We start from the raw sequence: 19,857 nt of genomic DNA, 5'->3' as shown, positions 1-19,857 counted from the left end.
TTCGAAATGTCCGACAGTACCGCCCAAAACTATCCCACGCGTTCCATCCGGGACCGGGACGACCTGGGATGGTTCTCGAAGGCCGAGGCCTGGCTCGACGAAAAAGGCAAGGGCGCGTGGATCGCGGCCATGGTGCTTGGCTTCGTCTTCGTCTGGCCCGTCGGTCTCGCCATCCTCTTCTACATGATCTGGAGCAAGCGCATGTTCTCCCGCAGCTGCAGCCGTGGCTACCGCCGCGGCAACGCCACCCACCAAGCCTTCCGCGCCGCGATGAAATCTTCCGGCAACAGCGCGTTCGACGCCTACAAGGCCGACACGCTGCGCCGTCTGGAAGACGAGCAGGCCAACTTCGAGGCCTTCCTCGAGCGGCTTCGTGACGCCAAGGACAAGGCGGAGTTCGACCAGTTCATGGAAGACCGTGCCCGCAAGGCCCGCGAGGGCGACGACGGCACCGAGGCAACCGCCTGATCTGTTTCCCGCTCCGGGCCGGCATCGCGCCGGCCCGGTCCGTATTCACCTCCAGCTGACGGTTTCGGCCCCATGTCCATTTCAGAATACGCCCGGCCCCGCGAGGACCAGTCCGGCGACTTTGCCCTGAAGGCCCTGCGCATCGTGTTTTTCACCGGCTTCTCGATCGTTGCCACGGTGCTGGGCTTCGTCTTCATTCCGCCTGCCGGCGTCGTGATCGCTGCGCTCGTCGCCTGGAAAGGCTTTGACGAGATCTTCCTCACCGAAGAGCGGTTCGGCCTGCGCGCCTTGTCCTTCATCGCCTTCTCCGGCTTCGCCACCGTCGCCACGATCCTCGGCTTCGTGTTCCTGCCGCCATCCGGCGTCGCGCTCGCAATCTACTTCATCTGGCGCGGCTTCACCCGCTTCGGAGCCTCCGGGGATACGGCTGCCGACGTCCGCGACGAGGGGCCGAAGGTCCCGGCCCCAACCGGCAACAGCGCCTTCGACGCCTACCGCGACGACACGTTGCGCCGGCTTGAGCAGGAGCGCGCGAACTTCGAGGCCTTCCTCGTCCGCCTGCGCGCGGCCAAGGACGCCTCCGAGTTCGACGACTTCCTCGATGCGCGCGCCGCACGGGTTGCAGCCGAAGGCTCGGATCACCACCTCGAACGCTGAACGCCGTCCCGGCCGGTCCCCTGTCAGGGGACCGCCGGACGCATGATCGAAAGCACACAGATGTACGCTTACCCCGACCAGACCACCCGCCTGCCCGACCCCGACGTGCGGCCGGACTTCTACGACAGCGTGCCGCTGCGGCGCTTGCTGGCTTGGTTCGTCGACGTGACGCTGGTGACGATCGTGGCGGTCGTCATGTTGCCCTTCACCGCCTTCACCGGCATCTTCTTCTTCCCACTGATGATGCTGGTGATCGGGTTCTTCTACCGCTGGACGATGCTGGCCAATGCCTCGGCCACGCTGGGGATGCTCATCACCGGCATCCAGATCCGCGACAGCCAGGGGCAGCAGCTGTCGAATCGCGCGGCCATGCTGCACACGTTCGGCTACCAGGTCTCTATCGCGTTCTTCGTATTGCAGGCGGTCTCGGTCCTGATGATGCTGACGGGACGCCGCAAGCAGGGTCTCACCGACCATATGCTGGGCACCGCGGCAATCTGCCGTCCGCTCTGAGCGGGTCCCTCCTTGCGGGGGCCCGACTCGACACTTGGCGTCCCCGGACACGGTTGCTAACGTCGCCCCGAGGAGACGCAACACACTCATGCGCCATACACTTCCGCTCGCGCCACAGTTCTATGTCACGGCCCCGCAGCCCTGCCCCTATCTCGAGGGGCGGATGGAGCGTAAGCTGTTCACCGCCCTGCAGGGCGAGAGCGCCGAGCAACTGAACGACGCCCTGTCCAAGCAGGGCTTCCGCCGCAGCCAGAACGTGCTCTACCGGCCGTCCTGCGCCGAATGTTCCGCCTGCCTGTCGGCGCGGATCGACGTGTCGCGCTTTGCCGCCACGAAGAGCCAGCGCCGGGTGCTGCGCCGGAACGCGCACCTCGCGCGTCGTGCGCTCGCGCCGTGGGCGACGGAAGAGCAATTCGACCTGTTCCGCGACTACCTCGACTCGCGCCACGCGACCGGCGGGATGGCCGACATGGACATCTTCGAGTTCGCCGCGATGATCGAGGAGACCCCGATCCGGTCGCGCATCATCGAGTATCACGACCCCGCCGCGCCGCGCGGTGCGCCCTACGAGGGGCTCGAGGCGGTGTGCCTGACGGACGTGCTCGATGACGGGCTGAGCCTCGTCTACTCCTTCTTCGACACCGAGAAGGAAAAGAGTTCTCTCGGCACATACGTGATCCTCGACCATATCCGCCTCGCGCAGGAGATGGGTCTGCCCTACGTCTACCTCGGCTACTGGGTGCCGGGCAGCAGCAAGATGGGGTACAAGGCGCGGTTTTCGGGGCTCGAAGTCTATTACAAGGCCGAGTGGACGCCGCTCGACGATCCGGAGACGTTCAACGCCGACACCCATCCGTTGTCGGTCGCCCCGATCGCAGAACAGGTCGCGCGCATCAGCCTGCCGGACACCCGTCCGACACGCCGCGAGGACTGACCCGCTGCAACTCCACGCCGTCACGATCGTCGTGCCCGACTACGACGCGGGGATCGACTTCTATGTCGGCAAGCTCGGCTTCACGCTGGTCGAGGATACCCGACTGTCGGAGGAGAAACGCTGGGTGCTGGTCGCTCCGCCGGGCGGCGATGCGGCGCTGCTTCTGGCCAAGGGCGTCGGAGCAGCGCAGGAGGCCGCCATCGGCAACCAGACCGGCGGACGGGTTGGCTTCTTCCTGAAGGTCGAGGACTTCGACGCGACATTCGCGCGGATGACAGCAGCCGGTGTGACGTTCGAGGAAGCCCCGCGCGAGGAAATCTACGGCAAGGTCGCGGTATTCCGGGACCCGTTCGGCAATCGGTGGGACCTGCTGTCGTTTCGTTGAGGTGACCGCAGCGGCGATCGCATCTACGACATTTGTAGCGACTTGCAGAGAGTTCGGCGCTCGGGCGTGAACCGTTTCTCAACCTTGCCGCTGTTATCAAATTTTCGGCGAAAATTTGGGGTCACGTGCTTTGCGGCTCGTCTGTCTGCGATCGAGCACATCGTCGCTGTGCGCCCGTCGTCGCCACGTTCTGAGGGCCCCTCAATGACAGCTGTCGGCCCTGCCCTCGTGGCCAACTGCCACGCCGTCTTTGCCAAATCGGGCCGGCCTGTCGGCCAGCCCACCGGTGGTTGCAGCGGACCTGGTCCGCCCACAGTTGCGCGTCAGTCGAGGAGGCTCGGCACGATGGTGACGATGTCGGGGAAGAACCAGAGCACCGCGAGCCCCACCACCTGGATCAGCACGAAGGGCGCGACCCCGCGATAGATGTGCCCGGTCGTGACGGAGGGCGGCGCAACGCCCCGCAGGTAGAACAGGGCGAAGCCGAACGGCGGGGTGAGGAACGAGGTCTGCAGGTTCACCGCGATCATGATCGTGACCCATTTCGGATCGAAGGTACCGCCGTAGATCACGGGGCCGACGATGGGGACGACGATGTAGATGATCTCCAGGAAGTCGAGCACGAAGCCGAGGATGAACAGCACCAGCATCACGATCAGGAAGACCGTGAACTCGGAGTCGAAGCTCTTGAGGAACTGCTGGATGTAGTGCTCGCCCCCGAAAGAGATCACGACGAGGTTCAGCAGCTGAGAGCCGATGAGGATGGTGAAGACCATGCTCGTCACCTTCGCGGTCTCGCGGACCACCGGCGTCAGCACGCCGCCGGCGAACAGCACCCAGCAGGAGTAGAGGATGCCGAACATCGAGACGAGGAAGGCTGCGAAAGCAATGATGTAGGCGATCCGGTCCTCGAGGCTCATGTCGGCGTCGATGCGCATGTCGAAGTTGATCCCGACGAGCAGCATCACCACGATCGCACCGGCACCGATCAGCACCATTTTCGGGCTCAGGCCCTGGTCGACGCGCTTGCGGTAGGCCGCAAGCATCAGCGCCCCGCCCGCGCCAAGCGCAGCGGCCGGCGTCGGATTGGTGATCCCGCCGAGGATCGAGCCGAGCACGGCGACGATCAGGACGAGCGGCGGGAAGACGACCCGGATCAGGTCATTTGTGGCCAGCCGCTGCACCGCATGCTTGCACCCCCAGAGGGCGACCCCGAAGGGCACGGCGAGGATCACCGCCGTTGTGCCGGGGCTGGTGATCGGAGAGATGAAAAGCCAGTCGAACAGCAGCACGACGGCCAGACCGGCCCCGCCGACAAGCAGCGGCGCGGGCGAGTGCGTCGGACGTGCGCCGCGCGCGGCGGCGAGCACGATGCCGAGCAGCATCACGGTGAAGGCGATCCCGGTGCCGAGCGGCGCGGCGTTGGCGATCCGGCGGGCGAGGATGTCGCGGCGCTCGTCTTCGGAGAGCTGCACCGCCTGGGTGACGCCGCCGGCCTCGTCGATGCGGGCCTGCTCCGCCACCGCGTCGTCCCACGCGGACTGGCCGTGCAGATCGATCATCGCGGCCTGGCAGTCCGGCCCGACGTTCGTGCGCAGCGATGCGCCTTCCCCGGCCTCGGAATAGGTGCCGACGGTGAAGTACTGGTTGCCGACGACCCGGCCCTCGGTCGCGCCGATCAGCGCGGCGATCAGCACCAGCGGTGCGACGAGGTACCAGACCATCGCCTCGCGCCGGGTGACGACTTCGCCCGACCGGCTCTCGAACTGGACTGCGGGGGCCTTGGACGGATTGAGCATCGCGTAGCCAAAGGCATAGGCGGCATAGAGGAAGGCCAGCAGGATACCCGGCAGCATCGCCGCCTGGAACAGCGTGCCGACTGACACGACGGCCGGCTCACCGAGGTAGGTCAGCGCGTCCGAACAGCCGAGCGCTTGCGCGCGCTCTTCCTGCGCGGTGGAGTAGAGGTCGCCGGCCAGTGTGCCGAGCAGCACGATCACGATCGAGGGCGGGATGATCTGCCCGAGCGTGCCCGACGCCGCGATCACCCCGGTGGCGATCTGCGGCGAGTAGCCGGCCCGCAGCATGGTGGGCAGCGACAAGAGCCCCATGGTCACGACGGTCGCACCGACGATGCCGGTCGAGGCGGCGAGGAACGCGCCCACCACGACGACGGAAACCGCGAGGCCACCCGGCAGCGGGCCGAACACGCGCGACATCGTGGTCAGCAGGTCGTCGGCGATCTTCGACCGTTCGAGCGTGATGCCCATCATCACGAACATCAGCACCGCCAGCAGCGTCTCGATCGACTGGCCGGCGAGCACGCGTTCGTTGATGCGGTTGACGATGAAGGACAGGTTCCGGTCCATCGCCGTCTCCCAGCCCTGCGGGAAGACCGGCGTGCCGACGGTCGGCAGGTCGGGGTATCGGAAATGCGATATGTCGTCGGGCCTGATCCCCTGCCCCGTCAGCGCGCGGTAGGCGTCGCTCGACGTGTCGATGGCCTGGTGGATCAGCAGCCCCGCGGAGTCGAGCGCCGCGATCAGGCCGAACGAGATGACCCCGGCCCCCGCGATGGCGAACGCCACCGGGAAGCCCGAGAGGATCCCCCCGAACAGGCAGAGAAAGACGATGATCAGGCCGATTTCGACCCCGTCCAATCCGAATAGCATGTCCCTGTCCCCGCTCTCGTCCTAGTGGGTGCCTTCGTAGGCTTCTTCACCCTCGCCGAGCGTGTCGCGGTCGAGGTACTTGCCGTAGCTCGCCTCGCCCTCGGACCATTCGAGGTAGGATCGGTAGAAGAAGGCCACGGCCTGCAGCATGATCATCCCCGCGAAGCCGCAGAGCAGCAGCTTGAAGAGGAAGTAGGCATCGAACCCGTTGGGGCTGAAGCCGATGGTCTCGACGTTCCAGCGCACGGCGCGCGCCTTGTTCAGAAGCCGGTCGAGGCTTTCCGAGGCCGACGGGTTCGGCGTGACGAGGTGACGCCACAGGAAGAACCACGCGAACAGCCACGTCAGGATCGCTGCCGGCAGGATGAAGATGATGGACCCGACCATGTCGATCATCCGCTTCGTCTTCTCGCTGACGGCGCTGTAGATCAGGTCGACCCGCACGTGTCCGCCCTGTACGAAGGTGTAGGACACGCAGAGACAGACGATCAGCGCGTTCCAGAGCTTCAGCTCCTCCGACCACCAGGAGACGTCCTTGGCGAAGGTCGCCCCGAAGCCGAGCGAGATCTCGGAGACCGCAAAGACGCGCTGCATGAAGACAATCAGGATCTGCTGCAGCACCATGAGCAGGCCCGCCCACGCCATGAAGCGGCCGACGCCGTTGGCGAAGGTCTCCAGCACGCGCACGCAGCCCCACATCAACGGCTTGTAGATCATGCCCGCCACCGTGAGGCAGAGCACGATGAGGAACAGCGCGAAGAACAGCTCGACCGAGCCGCCGTAATAGATGAAGCGCATCAGCGACTCGCCGATCGTCAGATCTGGCATGCTGCCGCTGAGCTGGATGTGCGGCACCCACGCCAGCCAGAGGCCGGGGTGCGTGATCGCGAAGAGGATGTTGTAGACCGCCTCGAACATGTTGCCGACGACCCAGAGGATCGCGTCCCACAGCCCGGCGAAGAAATTGCCGGCCGGCGGCAACGGCTCCGCACCCTCGGGAGCGTTGCCTTGCAGCCGCTCGACCCAGCGCGTGAACCCGTTTTCGTAGGTGGACCAGAACCCGCCGCTTTCGGCCACGACCTCGTCTTCCATCCTCGACCTCTTCCCTCTGTCAGAAAAGGAGGCGCGGCGCCGGCCCTGTCAGGTAAGCGCCGCCCTTGCCCGTCAGTGGCGGCGCCCGGAGGCGCCTGCCACCTTGCCCCCGCGCGGTCCCCTCTGCGGGGTGCCGCGCGGGAGGCGGGATCAGAGCCCCATGACCCGGTTGCGCTGAGCCGAGAAGGCCCCTTCGGAGCGGCTGCCCCAGTTGGCGGAGCTGGTCAGCGAAGCCATGTAGCTTTCGTAGGTGCGCGCGTAGAGCTCGTCGCCCATTGACTCCTCGATGACTTCCTGCGCGGCGGTGCCGAAGGCATCCCAGATCTCGTCAGAGAACTCGAGAACCTGCACGCCACCGGACTGCAGACGCTGAAGCGCGGCCGAGTTGTTCGCCATGAACAGCGACATGGTCCAGAGGTTGCTGGCGCGGGCCGCGTTCTCGACGATCGCCTGCTGCGCGGGCGTGAAGCTCTCGAACACGTCGAGGTTCATCGTGAGGTTGAGGTTCGGGCCCGGCTCGTGGAAACCGGCGGTGTAGTAGAAGTTGGTGATCTCCTGGAAACCGGCGGTCTCGTCAGCCCAGGGGCCGATCCACTCCGTCCCGTCGATCGCACCCGACGACAGCGCCTGGTACACTTCGGCACCCGGAAGGTTCTGAACGGACGCGCCGAGCTTGCCGAGCACCTGGCCACCCTGCCCCGGCATGCGGAAGCGCAGGCCCTGGAAGTCGGAGGGCGAGTTCATCTCGCTGGCGAACCAGCCGCCGGACTGCGGGCCGGTGTTGCCGGCCGGGAAGGCCTTCAGGCCGAAGATCGAGTAGAGTTCGTCGGACAGCTCGCTGCCGCCGTCGTGGTAGAACCAGTTGTTGAACTCCTGGAAGTTCATGCCGAACGGAATCTGGCTGAAGAACGACAGGGCCGGATGCTGGCCAAGGAAGTAGTAGTCGACGCCGTGGTACATGTCGGCCTGGCCGGCGGAGACGGCGTCGAACACCTCGAAGGCGCCGACGAGTTCACCGGCGGCGCGAAGCTCGACCGTGAGCTGGCCGTCGGTCATGGCGGTGATCGCATCGGCGACATACTGCGCGCTGTCATGCACACCGGCGAGGCCACGGCCCCAGGTGGTGACGAGCGTCAGCGTGCGGTTGCCTTGCGCATAGGCCGGAGCGGCGAGCGCGGACGCAGCCGCAGCGGTGCCGCCGACGGCACCCTTCGTCAGGAATGAACGTCTATCCAAGGTATCCTCCCATTGGTTCGCGCCCACGCCTTCCCACGGTGCGGGCATCCGAAGTAGCGGAAATCTACTCACATCGGCTTGATCGCGCCATAGCTAAGGTCGGGCAATTCGTCGGCAATCCGCAGCGTCAGAGTCCGAATTTGCAGCACAAGAAGCGGGAGAATCATCTTTTGCCGCTTCACCTTAGGTGCCCTTCCTAAAAGTTACGGTGAATCGATTCGCATCGATTCGCCGCCCCTCTCGGTGGCCAGGACATTCGGCGCGACCTGCAGGTCCTCACCCATTCGATCTCGCCGGGATGTTCAAGACCATCGCGATCTCGAGTTGAAGACCCGGCGCGGCCAGCGACGTAACCCCGACACCGGCCAGGCTCGGCTGCATGCCATCAAAGAAGGCCATCAAAGCCTGGTCCGCATCCTAGCGAGGCGCAGGTCGTCGGGCTCTAGCCGCATCGACGAATGCCGGATCCCAAGGGGTGCGTCTCTGCATCGACCTGCCGGCGCGCGAGGCAGCCGCAGGGCGACCGTGACGAAAAAAGGCCCCGGTTGGTGCCGGGGCCTTTCACTCGAGCGGTATGACCCGCGTCAGATGAACATGAAGTCCGTCTCGTCCAGATCGGCGGAGTCGACCCCTTCGAGCCTGATCTGCAGCGCGCCCGCCTCGATCACGGCCGTGCTGTCGTCCTGGCTGAGGAACAGGTCGGCGAACTCGTCGACATCCTCGACACCGGCAATCTCGATCTTGTCCTCGCCCTTGGTGAAGTCGGCGACCGTGTCGGTGGCGCCGTCCTCGTCAAAGGAGAAGATGTCGTTGCCGGCGTCACCGGTCAGCATGTCGTCGTCTTTGCCGCCGTTGATCCAGTCGTCGCCTTCGCCGCCGTAGATCTCGTCGTTGTCGTCCTCACCGTAGATCGTGTCGTTGCCTTCGTTGCCGTAGATCACGTCATCGCCGTTATCGAGCACGAGGTCAGAGGCATCGTCGACGTTCAGCTCGTCCGGGAAGCGCGGGTCGAGGCCGCCGTAGATCAGGTCGTCGCCCTGACCGCCCCGGATCAGGTCGGAGCCTTCGCCGCCGATGATCGTGTCGTCGCCGCAGTTCCCCGCGAGGCTGTCGTCGTCGAAGCCGCCGTCGATGAAGTCGTCGCCCTCGCCGCCCCGGACGGTGTCGTTGTCGTCGCCCGTGGTGATGATGTCGTTGCCTTCACCGCCACGCACCGAGTCCTCGTCGTCGGCGGGGTTCTGGTCCGCTTCGAAGAGGCCGTCGTAGCCACGGTTCGGCGTGCCGGACAGGGACTGGAAACCTCCGCCGGGCAGCGGGATGTCGATCACGTTGCCGGAGGCTTCGATGATGTCGTCGCCTTCGCCGCCGTAGATGACGTCGTTGCCGTCGCCGCCGGTCGCGATGTCGTCGCCGCCACCGCCCCAGACGGTGTCGTCCCCGCCGCCGCCGCGCAGCTCGTCGTCGCCGAAGCCGCCGTGGACCCGGTCGTCGCCCAGCGCGCCGTCGACAGTGTCGTTGCCGGCATTGCCGATCACGAGGTCGTTGCCGTCGCCGCCGATGACGAAGTCGTTGCCCGCACCGCCGCGCACTTCATCGTCGCCGTCGCCACCGCGAACCGTATCGTCACCGCCGTTGCCGCGAACATTGTCGTCGCCCGCGTTGCCGTGCAGGGAGTCGTTGCCCGAGCCGCCGCGGATGTCGTCGTCCCGGTCGCCACCGAGGATGGTGTCGTCGCCGTCGAACCCGCGCAGCAGGTCGTTGCCGGCATCGCCGTAGATGGTGTCGTCGCCGTCGCGGCCCCAGATCGTGTCATTGTTGTCGCCGCCGTAGAGCGCGTCGTTGCCCTCGCCGCCGTAGATCGTGTCCTTGTTCTCGCCGCCGTAGATCTCATCGTCGCCGGCGCCGCCGCTGATGAACTCGTTGCCCCAGCTGCCTTCGATCAGGTCGTTGCCGTCGCCGCCGTAGATGAAGTCGTTGCCGAAGCTGCCGTTGATGGAATCGTCGCCGTCGCCGCCATAGACGTGGTCGCCGTCCTTGCCGGAGTCGATCGTGTCGTTGCCGTCGCCAGCGTAGATCGTGTCGTCGCCGCCGTAGGTCTCGAATGTGTCGTCACCCTCGGTGCCCTCGACCGTCTCGCGCTGCAGGACACCGGTGTAGATCAGAGGCTCGGCGGCCGGCTCGTCAGCCGTGACCGCCACGCCCCCGTCTAAAGGGACATCGGTCGCCTCCTCCGGGAGGTCGACCATCGCGGCCATCTCACCTTCGGGGCCTTCGTAGAATACCGTCGCACCTTCGCCCACGGCGGCGGCGTCGATGCCGCTGGTCAAGACGGCGGACTCGGCGATCTCGATCTCTTCGCCGAGGGTGTCACCGGCTTCGGTGAACAGCTGGCCGAGCACGGGGGCGCTGCCCTCGCTTGCCGGACCGAACCAGGTGACGAGATAGCTGCCGTCGGCAAGCTCGGTGGATGTCGCTGCCGCATCGGGATTTCCCGAAAGCAACAGGTCGATAAAGGCCTGAATGGCGTCTGGCATGGCATCCCCCCCAAAGGATTCCGAACTGGATGCCACGCGGCGCGGCATCTCCCACTGGCGGGATATTGGCGGAATTGCGGCAATTTGAAAAAGAAAGTTGGGAAAAATCGCCAGCGGCTGGGACGAATGCGTGTCCCGGCCATCATTGTTTCCAGCGATCCAACCAAATACAATCTAAGGGGGAATTTTCGGGGCCAAGCTGCCTATCCAACCGGCGTCAGGTCAGATCAGAATGCTGCTTTCGCCGAACGCTTCGTGCCCGTCGAGGGTGATTCTCAGCCGCAGATCCTCCGCCGCGATCCGGGTTTCGCTGTCCTCGACGGTCAGGAGCAGGTCGTCGATAGAGAGGCGCATTCCAGTGAGGTCGATGAGGTCGGTGCCCGCCTCGAAGCGATGGCTCCCGTCGTCGCCGCCGGCGATCAGCCAAGACCGTGAGGCTCTGACCGAGTCTCTCGAACCATCCGGACGTCACCATGTCGTCGGCCCCGACCATGGCGCGCGAGATGACCTAGGTGTCCGCCCCTCTTCCACCATCCAGACGAAATGGCGCAGCACGCCGGCCGTGGTGACGGGCTCGCTCCGGGCGGTCTCGACCTGTTGCGATACAAAGACCTCATTAGAAGTCTCGGCCAAATGCACCCGCGTGCAATTGCCTGAACGACGTCAGGCCAACAGGGAACAGCGCTGCCCGTTGGCCAAGGACTCATTTACCTCGATGGGACAAAGGACTAGAGCCTGAAGTGGTCAGAGAGAGGCCCAAAGCCCTCCGCCTGCGCACACAAGCTCTCGCAATATTGTTTCGCGCCGATACCGCTTGCGGCAATTTTCTCCACAAACGCGGTTGACCCTGTCCGAGTCGGGGTGCATATAGCGCGAACACGCATGAGGCTTCCGATGAACAGCATTCTCGTACTTGTAGGAACGTGGCGCATGGGCCGGTAACGGCAGACCATAACGGTTCCCCATGCGCCCCCGATGACCTCGGGGGTTTTTTTATGCGTAAACGACGGACGTCAGCGAACGGAGAGACAGATGACACGTCAGATGACCGGAGCGAAAATGGTGGTTCAGGCCCTGCGGGATCAGGGTGTGGACACGGTATTCGGATATCCCGGCGGTGCCGTTCTTCCGATCTATGACGAGATCTTCCAGCAGAACGACATCCGCCACATCCTGGTCCGCCACGAACAGGGCGCGGTTCACGCAGCGGAAGGTTACGCCCGATCGACCGGCAAACCCGGCGTCGCCATCGTGACCTCCGGCCCCGGCGCGACCAACGCGGTTACCGGCCTGACGGACGCGCTGATGGACAGCATCCCGATCATCGTGCTCTCGGGTCAGGTCCCGACCTTCGCGATCGGCTCGGACGCGTTCCAGGAGGCCGACACCGTCGGCATCACCCGCCCCTGCACCAAGCACAACTGGCTGGTGAAGGACCCCGACCGCCTGTCGGAAACGATCCACGAGGCGTTCCACGTCGCGACCTCGGGCCGTCCCGGCCCGGTGCTGATCGACGTTCCCAAGGACGTCCAGTTCGCCGACGGCACCTACAAGGAGCCGACGAAAGGCCCGAAGAGCCACTATGCCCCGCAGCTGAAAGGCGACATGGCGGTCATCACGGCGCTGGTCGAGGCGATGGAGACGGCGAAGCGTCCCGTCTTCTATACCGGCGGCGGCGTCATCAACTCCGGCCCGGCGGCCAGCCAGCTGCTGCGCGAACTGGTCGAGGCGACCGGCTTTCCGATCACCTCCTCGCTGATGGGGCTGGGCGCCTACCCGGCGTCGGGCGACAAATGGCTGGGGATGCTCGGGATGCACGGTCTCTACGAGGCCAACATGGCGATGCATGACTGCGACCTGATGATCAACGTCGGCGCCCGCTTCGACGACCGGATCACCGGGAGGATCGACGCTTTCTCGCCCGGCTCGGTCAAGGCGCATATCGATATCGACCCTTCGTCGATCAACAAGGTGATCCATGTCGAGCTGCCGATCATCGGCGATGTCGGCCACGTGCTCGAGGACATCCTCAAGGTCTGGAAGTCGCGCGGTCGCAAGACCGACCGCGAGGGGCTGTCGCTCTGGTGGCACCAGATCGAGCAATGGCGGAAGGTGAACTGCCTGTCCTACAAACGCAGCAAAACCTCGATCAAGCCGCAGTACGCACTGGAGCGGCTCGAGGCACTGACCAAGGACTACGACCGCTACATCACGACCGAAGTCGGTCAGCACCAGATGTGGGCCGCGCAGTTCCTCGGCTTCGAGGCGCCGAACCGCTGGATGACCTCCGGCGGGCTCGGCACCATGGGCTACGGTCACCCCGCCTCGATCGGCGTTCAGCTGGCGCACCCCGATGCGCTGGTCATCAACGTCGCGGGCGAGGCCTCGTGGCTGATGAACATGCAGGAGATGGGCACCGCGGTTCAGTACCGCCTGCCGGTCAAGCAGTTCATCCTGAACAACGAGCGGCTCGGCATGGTCCGCCAGTGGCAGGAATTGCTGCATGGCGAGCGCTACTCGCAAAGCTGGTCCGAGGCCCTGCCCGATTTCGTGAAGCTGGCCGAGGCCTTCGGCGCGAAGGGCATCGTCTGCTCCGACCCCGCCGACCTCGACGACGCGATCATGGAGATGCTGAACCACGATGGTCCGGTGATCTTCGACTGCCTCGTCGAGAAGCACGAGAACTGCTTCCCCATGATCCCGTCGGGCAAGGCCCACAACGAGATGCTGATGGGCGACGCAGAGACCCAGGGCGTCATCGACGCCAAGGGCTCCGTGCTGGTCTGACATTGCGACGGCGGCCTGTTGGCATATACTGCCAACAGGCCCTGCCGGAGGATCGCCCATGCCCACCCGCAACGTCGTGCTGACCGATCACCAGTCCGAGCTTCTCGACCGGCTCGTCGCATCCGGCCGCTACCAGAACGCCTCCGAAGCGATGCGGGCGGGGCTGCGGATGCTGGAAGAGGATGAGGCTCGGATGGCGCGGCTTGCCGATCGCATCGACGACGTCATCGCCGACTACGAAAAGCATGGCGCGTTGGATGAACCGGCCGAAGTAACGATCCGACGCGCCTTTGCAGAGGCGCGGGCAAAGTACGAGGACAAGACGGGCGGCAATGGCACTTGAGATCAGCTTCGCTCCGGCAGCCGCACGCAGACTGACCGAGATAGCGAACTGGACCACGGACACATTCGGAACGGAGCAGGCACACGCCTACGAAGACATGCTGAACGAGAGAATAACCGCGCTGGCCGAAAGCCGTGTCCACGTCAGGAACCTGACTGCGATAACCGGCCTGAACCGGCACGCGGACTATGACACTGTCATCGCAGGTCAGCACCTTCTGGTCTTCAAGCGCCTGACTCTTCGCATTGACATCATCGACATCCTGCACCGGCGGCGCGATCTGGCCGCCTGGTCGCCCCAACCTGACGAGGCCTGACCCATGTCACCGCTCAACATCCAGCAAGGCTCCACCAGCCACTCCGCCTACAATCTCCGGCCGACCTTCTCGGACGTGCAGGAGAAGCACACGCTCGCGGTGCTGGTGGAGAACGAACCGGGCGTTCTGGCCCGCGTGATCGGCCTGTTCTCGGGCCGGGGCTACAATATCGAAAGCCTCACCGTGGCGGAGGTGGATCATACCGGGCACCTGTCGCGGATCACCATCGTCACCACCGGCACGCCGCAGGTGATCGAACAGATCAAGGCGCAGCTCGGACGGATCGTCCCGGTTCACGAAGTGCAGGACCTGACCGTCGAAGGCCGCGCGGTCGAACGCGAACTGGCGCTCTTCAAGGTCGCCGGCAAGGGCGACGCGCGGGTCGAAGCGCTGCGTCTGGCCGACATCTTCCGCGCCAACGTGGTGGACAGCACGCTCGAAAGCTTTGTCTTCGAGATCACCGGCACGCCGGAGAAGATCGACGCCTTCGCGGAGCTGATGCGCCCGCTCGGCCTGAACGAGGTGGCCCGCACCGGCGTCGCCGCGTTGAGCCGCGGCGCCACCTGACCGCGTTCCCATAACAAAAAAGGCCCGTGCCGAATGGCACGGGCCTCTCCCCGGGAATGCAAAACGGGGAAGATCAGTCGTCGTTGTCGCCGCCGTCGACGTCGTCATCGTCGTCGATGTCGAGCTCTTCAAAGTCCTCGAACTCGGCTTCGTCGAGCATACCATCACCGTTGGTGTCGACAGCCGCGAATTCCGTCATCTCGACGTCGGGATACATTTCGCTGACCTGTTCGAAGGTCATCGGTCCGTCCATCTCGATCTCGTTCTCGAGCGCGTCGGTCTGCGCGAACGCAGCGGCGGGCAGAGTTGCGATCAGGGCGGCCATAGTCGTCTTGAGATAGGTCATGTGATCCTCCTCATTTCGTTTGCGTGTCTGCCCCACCAACCGACGCCCCCCCGATCACCGTTCCCTCACGGTTTGGTGAGCGGCGCGGCATGACCGCTCTGGACCTCACCCGCGCTTGCTGATCTTGTCGCCCCAACATGACACAGAAGATCATCATAGATACCGATCCGGGACAGGACGACGCGGTCGCGATTCTCCTCGCCCTCGCCGCACCGGAAGAGCTCGACGTGCTCGGCATCGTCGCCGTTGCCGGCAACGTCCCCCTGCCACTGACCGAGCGCAACGCCCGCATCGTCTGCGAGCTTGCCGGCCGCACCGACGTACCCGTCTATGCCGGCTGCGACGCGCCCATTTCGCGCCCGCTCATCACGGCGGAGCATGTGCACGGCACCACCGGCCTCGACGGGCCGCCGATGGAAGAGCCGACGATGCCGCTGCAGGACAAGCACGGCGTCGACTACATCATCGACACCTTGCGCGAGGAGCCGGAGGGCACGGTGACGCTCTGCCCTCTCGGGCCGCTGACGAATATCGCGACGGCATTCCAGCGGGCGCCCGACGTCGTGGGCCGGGTGAAGGAAATCGTCCTGATGGGCGGCGCCTACTTCGAAGTCGGCAACATCACCCCGGCCGCCGAGTTCAACATCTACGTCGACCCCGAGGCCGCCGATGTCGTCTTCAAGTCGGGCGTCGCGATCACCGTGGTGCCGCTCGACCTCACGCACCAAGCGCTGACCTCGCCCGAACGCATCCGCCCGTTTCGCGAGATGGGAACGAAAGTGGGCGACACGATCGCCGCCTGGACCGACTTCTTCGAACGGTTCGACAAGGAGAAGTACGGATCGGAAGGCGCGCCGCTGCACGATCCCTGCGTGATCGCCTACCTGATCGACCGCTCGCTGATGTCGGGGCGTCATATCAATGTCGAGATCGAGACGAGCTCCGAGCTGACCCTTGGCATGACCGTCGCCGACTGGTGGCGCGTCACCGACCGGCCCGCCAACGCGACATTCCTCAAGGACATCGATACCGACCGTTTCTTCGCCCTGCTGGCGGACCGGATCGGCAAGCTATGACCCCGATCCGCCTCGCCTCCGCCGACGACGCGCCCGCGGTGCTGTCGCTGGTCGCCCGCTTCCACGAGGAATACGGGATCGCCGCGGACGATGCTCACCGGGAGGCCGCGCTCATGCCGCTGCTCGAGGGCTCGCCCCACGGGGCCGTCTGGCTGTTCGGCCCGGCGCGCGCGCCGCTCGGCTACATGATCGTCAGCTTCACTTGGTCGATCGAGCTTGGCGGCATGGATGCATTCCTCGACGAGATCTACGTCCGCCCCTCCGTGCGCGGTCGTGGTATCGCCACGCAGGCGCTTCATGCGCTGTCCGTCAGCCTGCGCGATGGCGGCGTGAAGGCGATCCACCTGGAGGTCGACCGCGAGAACGAGGCGACGCACAGGCTCTATGCCAGGGACGGCTACAAGCTTCGGGACCGCTATTGCCTCATGTCGCGCTGGCTGTAGCCGGCGGCCGCGCGATCAGCCCGTAGAGCGGACGGCGGCTCATTCCGTCAGCCCCACGTAAGGGAAGCCGTGCAGAAGGACCGTATAGGGCCGCGCGCCGTCGGGCTCTGCGCCCTGCCGGGCGAGCTCCATCTCCTTTGCCTCGGCCAGCAGCGCATACATCCGCTCATTCAGATCCTTCGCCTCCGCTGCCGTCAGCCGCACCGTGGCGTCGCTGGAGGTCGAAGCCTGCCACCACTCCGCGGGCAAGGTCGGCGCCACCTCCATCGCGCGCTCGATCTGCGCGATATGAAGCGTCACGATCGACCGGATCAGACCGAAGCCCGCCTCCGCCTCGGGCGTTCCGAGGGGGCTGTCGACGTCGAGCACCGTGCTGTCATGCGCGGCCATCCACCATCGCTCGCGCTTGTTGCCGCGCTCGGTGTCCTGCTCAATCAGGCCGTGCTTCTCGAGCTGGCGAAGGTGATAGCTTGTCGCGCCGGAGTTCAGGCCCATGCGCTCGGCCAGTCCTGTCGCGGTGTCCGGCCCTTCCAGCCGCAGCAGGCCCAGCATCCGGAGCCGGACGGGATGGGCCAAGGCTTTGAGCGTGGCCGCATCGGGCCGGACCTTGCGCAGTTCGGGCATGTGTTCACCTCCGGGATTGGCACCCACCTAAACCACAAAGAAATCTCCGCAAAGGATTCTTTGTGGTTTGTGCGGAGTTGCGCCCGGTCGAGCAGCACTTAGATAAGACGCATGACCCTCGCGATCCCCTTCGACAATTCCTATGCCCGCCTGCCGAAGCGCTTCTTCACCGCGCTGAACCCGACGCCCGTGACCGCGCCGGAGGTGTTGGCGTTCAACACGTCACTCGCGGAAGAGCTCGGCATCAACACCGGCGGCCTGACATCAACAGAGCTCGCCAAACTGTTCTCAGGAAATGAAATTCCCGACGGCGCCTCGCCCCTCGCGCAGGTCTATGCCGGACACCAGTTCGGCAACTGGAACCCCCAGCTGGGCGACGGTCGGGCGATCCTGCTGGGCGAGATAGCGACGCTGAAGGGCCGGGTCGATCTGCAACTGAAGGGCTCTGGCCCCACCCCCTATTCCCGGATGGGTGACGGGCGGGCGGCGCTTGGCCCGGTGATCCGTGAATACGTGATGAGCGAGGCGATGGACGCTCTCGGCATTCCCACGACCCGTGCGCTCGCCGCTGTTCTGACGGGGGACGAGGTCTACCGAGAGACGACGCTGCCCGGCGCAGTCCTGACGCGCGTCGCGGCCTCGCACATCCGGGTCGGCACCTTCCAGTTCTTCGCCGCGCGCGAGGACACCGAGGCGCTCTCTGCGCTTGTCACCCACGTTATCGAGCGGCACTACCCGGCCGTGAAGTCCGTCCCGGAACTCCTTGAAAAGATGATGGAACGTCAAGCACGCCTGATCGCGCTCTGGATGTCCGTCGGCTTCATCCACGGCGTGATGAACACGGACAACATGACGATCTCCGGCGAGACGATCGACTATGGCCCCTGCGCTTTCATGGACACCTATCACCCGGATACGGTCTTTTCCTCCATCGACCAGTTCGGCCGCTACGCCTATGCGCAGCAGCCGCAGATCGGCGTCTGGAACGTCGCGCAATTCGCGACATGTCTGATCCCGCTGATGGAGGATCGAGATGCCGCGATCCGGGACTTCACCGACATCGTCCACCGGTTCCCCGAAGTCTACCAGGCCGAATGGCTACGGCTGTTCGGCCAGAAGCTCGGTCTGCCGGCGCTGGAAGAGCCCACGCTGGTCGAGGACCTGCTGACCTTGATGGCGACGGACGGCGCGGATTTCACCAATACCTTCCGCCGCCTGCCGCACGAGGATGCACGCGACCAGTTCATCGAGCGCGAAAAGTTCGACGAGTGGAAGGTACGTTGGCAGTCAATGTCGCCCGATACAACGCTGATGGCCGACGTGAACCCGGTGGTCATCCCACGGCTCCACAGGATTGAAGAAGCCATTCAGGCGGGTCAGTCCGGCGACTACTCGAAGTTCGAGAAACTTCTGAAGATCGTCGTCCAACCATATGATCCAAATATAGAAAACTCCGACTGGACACATCCGCCAGCGGAGGATGAGCGCGTCACCCGAACCTTCTGCGGCACCTGAGCACCCGCGTCAGAGCATCGCCATCATCCGGGCCTTTTCGCCAGAGCCGCGCGGGTCTGCCAGCGCTTGCGCCAGCCCTTCGAGCGCGGCGATGTTGTGACCGGCCCGAAGCTGGTCGACATGGGGCAAGATCGCCCGGATCCCCTCGGCGCGTGGCGCGAAACCGTCAAAACGCAGCAGCGGGTTCAGCCAGATGACCTCCCGCGCGGACAGGCTCAACCGCTCCATCGCGGCGGAGAGGCCGCTGTCGACGTCCCGCTCCAACCCGTCGGTGATGAGCAGCACGACCGCGCCCTGCCCCATGACCCGCCGCGACCAGTCGCGGTTGAAGGCGGTCAGGCACGCGCCGAGCCGCGTCCCCCCCTCCCAGTCCCGCGCCTCCTGCCCGGCGGCTGCGAGCGCGGCATCGACATCACGCGTGGCGAGGTGCCGGGTGATGTTGGTCAGCCGCGTTCCGATGGTGAAGGCATGCACGCGCGCCCAACCCTGCCCGCGCCGGTTGGCGACGGAATGGACGAAGTGCAGAACGGCCCGAGAATAGTGCGACATGGACCCGGATATGTCGCACAGCACGACGAGGTTCGGCATCCGCGTGCGCCGCTTTCGTCGGGCGATGTCGCGTATGTCGCCGCCGGTGCGCAGCGAGCGGCGGATCGTGCCGCGCCAGTCGACCCGATCGCCGCGCGGCGCGCCGACCAGCCGTCGGGTCGCGATCGGTCGCACCGGCAGGTCGAGCGTCGCGAGGATGCGGCGGGCGGCGGCCATCTCGTCGACGGACATCTGTTCGAAATCGAGCGAGCGTAGCTTTTCCTGCGCGGAGGCGGTCTGCGACGCGTCGATCTCGATCTCGACCTCCTCCGGCTCTTCCTCCTCTGCCGGCGGCTCGGGTCCGCGTCCGTCGAGCAGCGCCTCGGCGGCGCGACGCTCCGCCGCCCGCGCCTTGCGCTCTTCCTGCGTGCCGCGCACCATCGGCAGCATCATCGACATCATCTGTTCGAGAAACCGCGGATCGCGCCAATAAAGACGGAAGATCTGCGCGAAGATCGCACGATGCTCGGGCCGCGAGACGAAACAGGCGTGCAGCGTCCAGTAGAAGTCGGCCCGGTCGGTGAAGCCCGCCGCCTCGACCGCGCGCACCGCATCAGCGACACGGCCCGATCCGATCGGCACACCGGCCCGGTTCAGCGCCCGCGCGAAGTGGACGATGTTGCGGACCAGCTTGCCATCTGGCGGAATATCGAGCACGGAGATGTCAGGCATATCTCCCCTCCCGATCAGTTGTTAACGTGCGAAAATGAGCGAAGTGGTCGATCGCGAATGGCCCCCCGGGTGGGGTCCGGTTACTGCGG

The 19,857-nt window shown here is 65.3% G+C and carries 20 protein-coding genes; 13 read left to right on the top strand and 7 right to left on the bottom strand.

The window, feature by feature from the left end:
- Positions 1-6 precede the first annotated feature (6 nt).
- The 5 genes from I8N54_RS07560 to I8N54_RS07540 all read left to right on the top strand — a co-directional run bounded on the left by I8N54_RS07560 (position 7) and on the right by I8N54_RS07540 (position 2,957).
- A complete protein-coding gene (locus tag I8N54_RS07560; protein ID WP_140193144.1) occupies positions 7-468 on the top strand; it encodes a DUF2852 domain-containing protein in 462 nt (153 codons plus the stop codon).
- Between the two features lie 72 nt (positions 469-540).
- Positions 541-1,125: a DUF2852 domain-containing protein gene (locus I8N54_RS07555; protein WP_140193145.1), complete on the top strand. Its 585-nt coding sequence runs from the start codon at positions 541-543 to the stop codon at positions 1,123-1,125.
- Positions 1,126-1,167: 42 nt separating this feature from the next.
- Entirely contained in the window at positions 1,168-1,638 is a 471-nt protein-coding gene (locus I8N54_RS07550; RefSeq protein ID WP_231592421.1) for an RDD family protein, read from the top strand.
- An 88-nt stretch (positions 1,639-1,726) separates the two neighbouring features.
- A complete protein-coding gene (locus I8N54_RS07545; protein WP_140193146.1) occupies positions 1,727-2,572 on the top strand; it encodes an arginyltransferase in 846 nt (281 codons plus the stop codon).
- Between the two features lie 4 nt (positions 2,573-2,576).
- Complete coding sequence (locus I8N54_RS07540) at positions 2,577-2,957, top strand: VOC family protein (protein WP_140193147.1); 381 nt, start codon at positions 2,577-2,579, stop codon at positions 2,955-2,957.
- A gap of 323 nt (positions 2,958-3,280) precedes the next feature.
- Here the strand turns inward: I8N54_RS07540 and I8N54_RS07535 are convergent, their stop codons facing one another.
- The 4 genes from I8N54_RS07535 to I8N54_RS07520 form a co-directional block, all read right to left on the bottom strand.
- Positions 3,281-5,629: a TRAP transporter large permease gene (locus I8N54_RS07535; protein ID WP_140193148.1), complete on the bottom strand. Its 2,349-nt coding sequence runs from the start codon at positions 5,627-5,629 to the stop codon at positions 3,281-3,283.
- A gap of 21 nt (positions 5,630-5,650) precedes the next feature.
- Entirely contained in the window at positions 5,651-6,547 is an 897-nt protein-coding gene (locus I8N54_RS07530) for a TRAP transporter small permease subunit (RefSeq protein WP_408635372.1), read from the bottom strand.
- 324 nt (positions 6,548-6,871) lie between these two features.
- Positions 6,872-7,957, bottom strand: a complete 1,086-nt coding sequence (locus I8N54_RS07525) for a TRAP transporter substrate-binding protein (protein WP_140193150.1) — start codon at positions 7,955-7,957, stop codon at positions 6,872-6,874.
- A 584-nt stretch (positions 7,958-8,541) separates the two neighbouring features.
- Positions 8,542-10,491, bottom strand: a complete 1,950-nt coding sequence (locus I8N54_RS07520) for a calcium-binding protein (protein WP_197097465.1) — start codon at positions 10,489-10,491, stop codon at positions 8,542-8,544.
- Between the two features lie 84 nt (positions 10,492-10,575).
- Here I8N54_RS07520 and I8N54_RS07515 point away from each other — a divergent pair, with 84 nt between their 5' ends.
- The 5 genes from I8N54_RS07515 (at position 10,576) to ilvN (ending at position 14,504) form a co-directional block, all read left to right on the top strand.
- Positions 10,576-10,926, top strand: a complete 351-nt coding sequence (locus I8N54_RS07515; RefSeq protein ID WP_198571759.1) for a hypothetical protein — start codon at positions 10,576-10,578, stop codon at positions 10,924-10,926.
- Positions 10,927-11,523: 597 nt separating this feature from the next.
- Complete coding sequence (locus tag I8N54_RS07510; RefSeq protein ID WP_140193152.1) at positions 11,524-13,278, top strand: acetolactate synthase 3 large subunit; 1,755 nt, start codon at positions 11,524-11,526, stop codon at positions 13,276-13,278.
- Positions 13,279-13,336: 58 nt separating this feature from the next.
- A complete protein-coding gene (locus tag I8N54_RS07505) occupies positions 13,337-13,621 on the top strand; it encodes a type II toxin-antitoxin system ParD family antitoxin (protein ID WP_140193153.1) in 285 nt (94 codons plus the stop codon).
- On the top strand, positions 13,611-13,937 hold the full coding sequence (locus tag I8N54_RS07500; protein ID WP_140193154.1) for a type II toxin-antitoxin system RelE/ParE family toxin: 327 nt from the start codon (positions 13,611-13,613) through the stop codon (positions 13,935-13,937). The genes I8N54_RS07505 and I8N54_RS07500 overlap by 11 nt, the downstream gene beginning before the upstream one ends.
- A gap of 3 nt (positions 13,938-13,940) precedes the next feature.
- Complete coding sequence (ilvN, locus tag I8N54_RS07495) at positions 13,941-14,504, top strand: acetolactate synthase small subunit (RefSeq protein WP_140193155.1); 564 nt, start codon at positions 13,941-13,943, stop codon at positions 14,502-14,504.
- A gap of 73 nt (positions 14,505-14,577) precedes the next feature.
- Here ilvN and I8N54_RS07490 read toward each other — a convergent pair whose 3' ends face one another.
- Positions 14,578-14,850: a hypothetical protein gene (locus I8N54_RS07490; protein WP_197097466.1), complete on the bottom strand. Its 273-nt coding sequence runs from the start codon at positions 14,848-14,850 to the stop codon at positions 14,578-14,580.
- Between the two features lie 137 nt (positions 14,851-14,987).
- On the opposite strand from I8N54_RS07490, the gene I8N54_RS07485 reads away from it, so the two are divergent.
- Together I8N54_RS07485 and I8N54_RS07480 are read left to right on the top strand one after the other, a co-directional pair.
- Entirely contained in the window at positions 14,988-15,926 is a 939-nt protein-coding gene (locus I8N54_RS07485; RefSeq protein ID WP_140193156.1) for a nucleoside hydrolase, read from the top strand.
- Entirely contained in the window at positions 15,923-16,369 is a 447-nt protein-coding gene (locus tag I8N54_RS07480; protein WP_140193157.1) for a GNAT family N-acetyltransferase, read from the top strand. The genes I8N54_RS07485 and I8N54_RS07480 overlap by 4 nt, the downstream gene beginning before the upstream one ends.
- A gap of 39 nt (positions 16,370-16,408) precedes the next feature.
- Here I8N54_RS07480 and I8N54_RS07475 read toward each other — a convergent pair whose 3' ends face one another.
- On the bottom strand, positions 16,409-16,993 hold the full coding sequence (locus tag I8N54_RS07475) for a winged helix-turn-helix domain-containing protein (RefSeq protein WP_140193158.1): 585 nt from the start codon (positions 16,991-16,993) through the stop codon (positions 16,409-16,411).
- Positions 16,994-17,104: 111 nt separating this feature from the next.
- Here I8N54_RS07475 and I8N54_RS07470 point away from each other — a divergent pair, with 111 nt between their 5' ends.
- On the top strand, positions 17,105-18,508 hold the full coding sequence (locus I8N54_RS07470) for a protein adenylyltransferase SelO (protein ID WP_140193159.1): 1,404 nt from the start codon (positions 17,105-17,107) through the stop codon (positions 18,506-18,508).
- A 9-nt stretch (positions 18,509-18,517) separates the two neighbouring features.
- Here I8N54_RS07470 and I8N54_RS07465 read toward each other — a convergent pair whose 3' ends face one another.
- The gene (locus I8N54_RS07465) at positions 18,518-19,768 is read right to left on the bottom strand and encodes a vWA domain-containing protein (protein WP_140193160.1); all 1,251 of its coding nucleotides are present in this window, start codon (positions 19,766-19,768) and stop codon (positions 18,518-18,520) included.
- Between the last annotated feature and the right edge of the window lie 89 nt (positions 19,769-19,857).

Origin of the sequence: Pelagovum pacificum (genome assembly GCF_016134045.1) — a bacterium.
In the GTDB taxonomy this organism is placed as follows: domain Bacteria; phylum Pseudomonadota; class Alphaproteobacteria; order Rhodobacterales; family Rhodobacteraceae; genus Oceanicola; species Oceanicola pacificus_A.
Note: the sequence above shows the minus strand (reverse complement) of the source record. Positions and strands in the feature narration are given on the sequence as shown.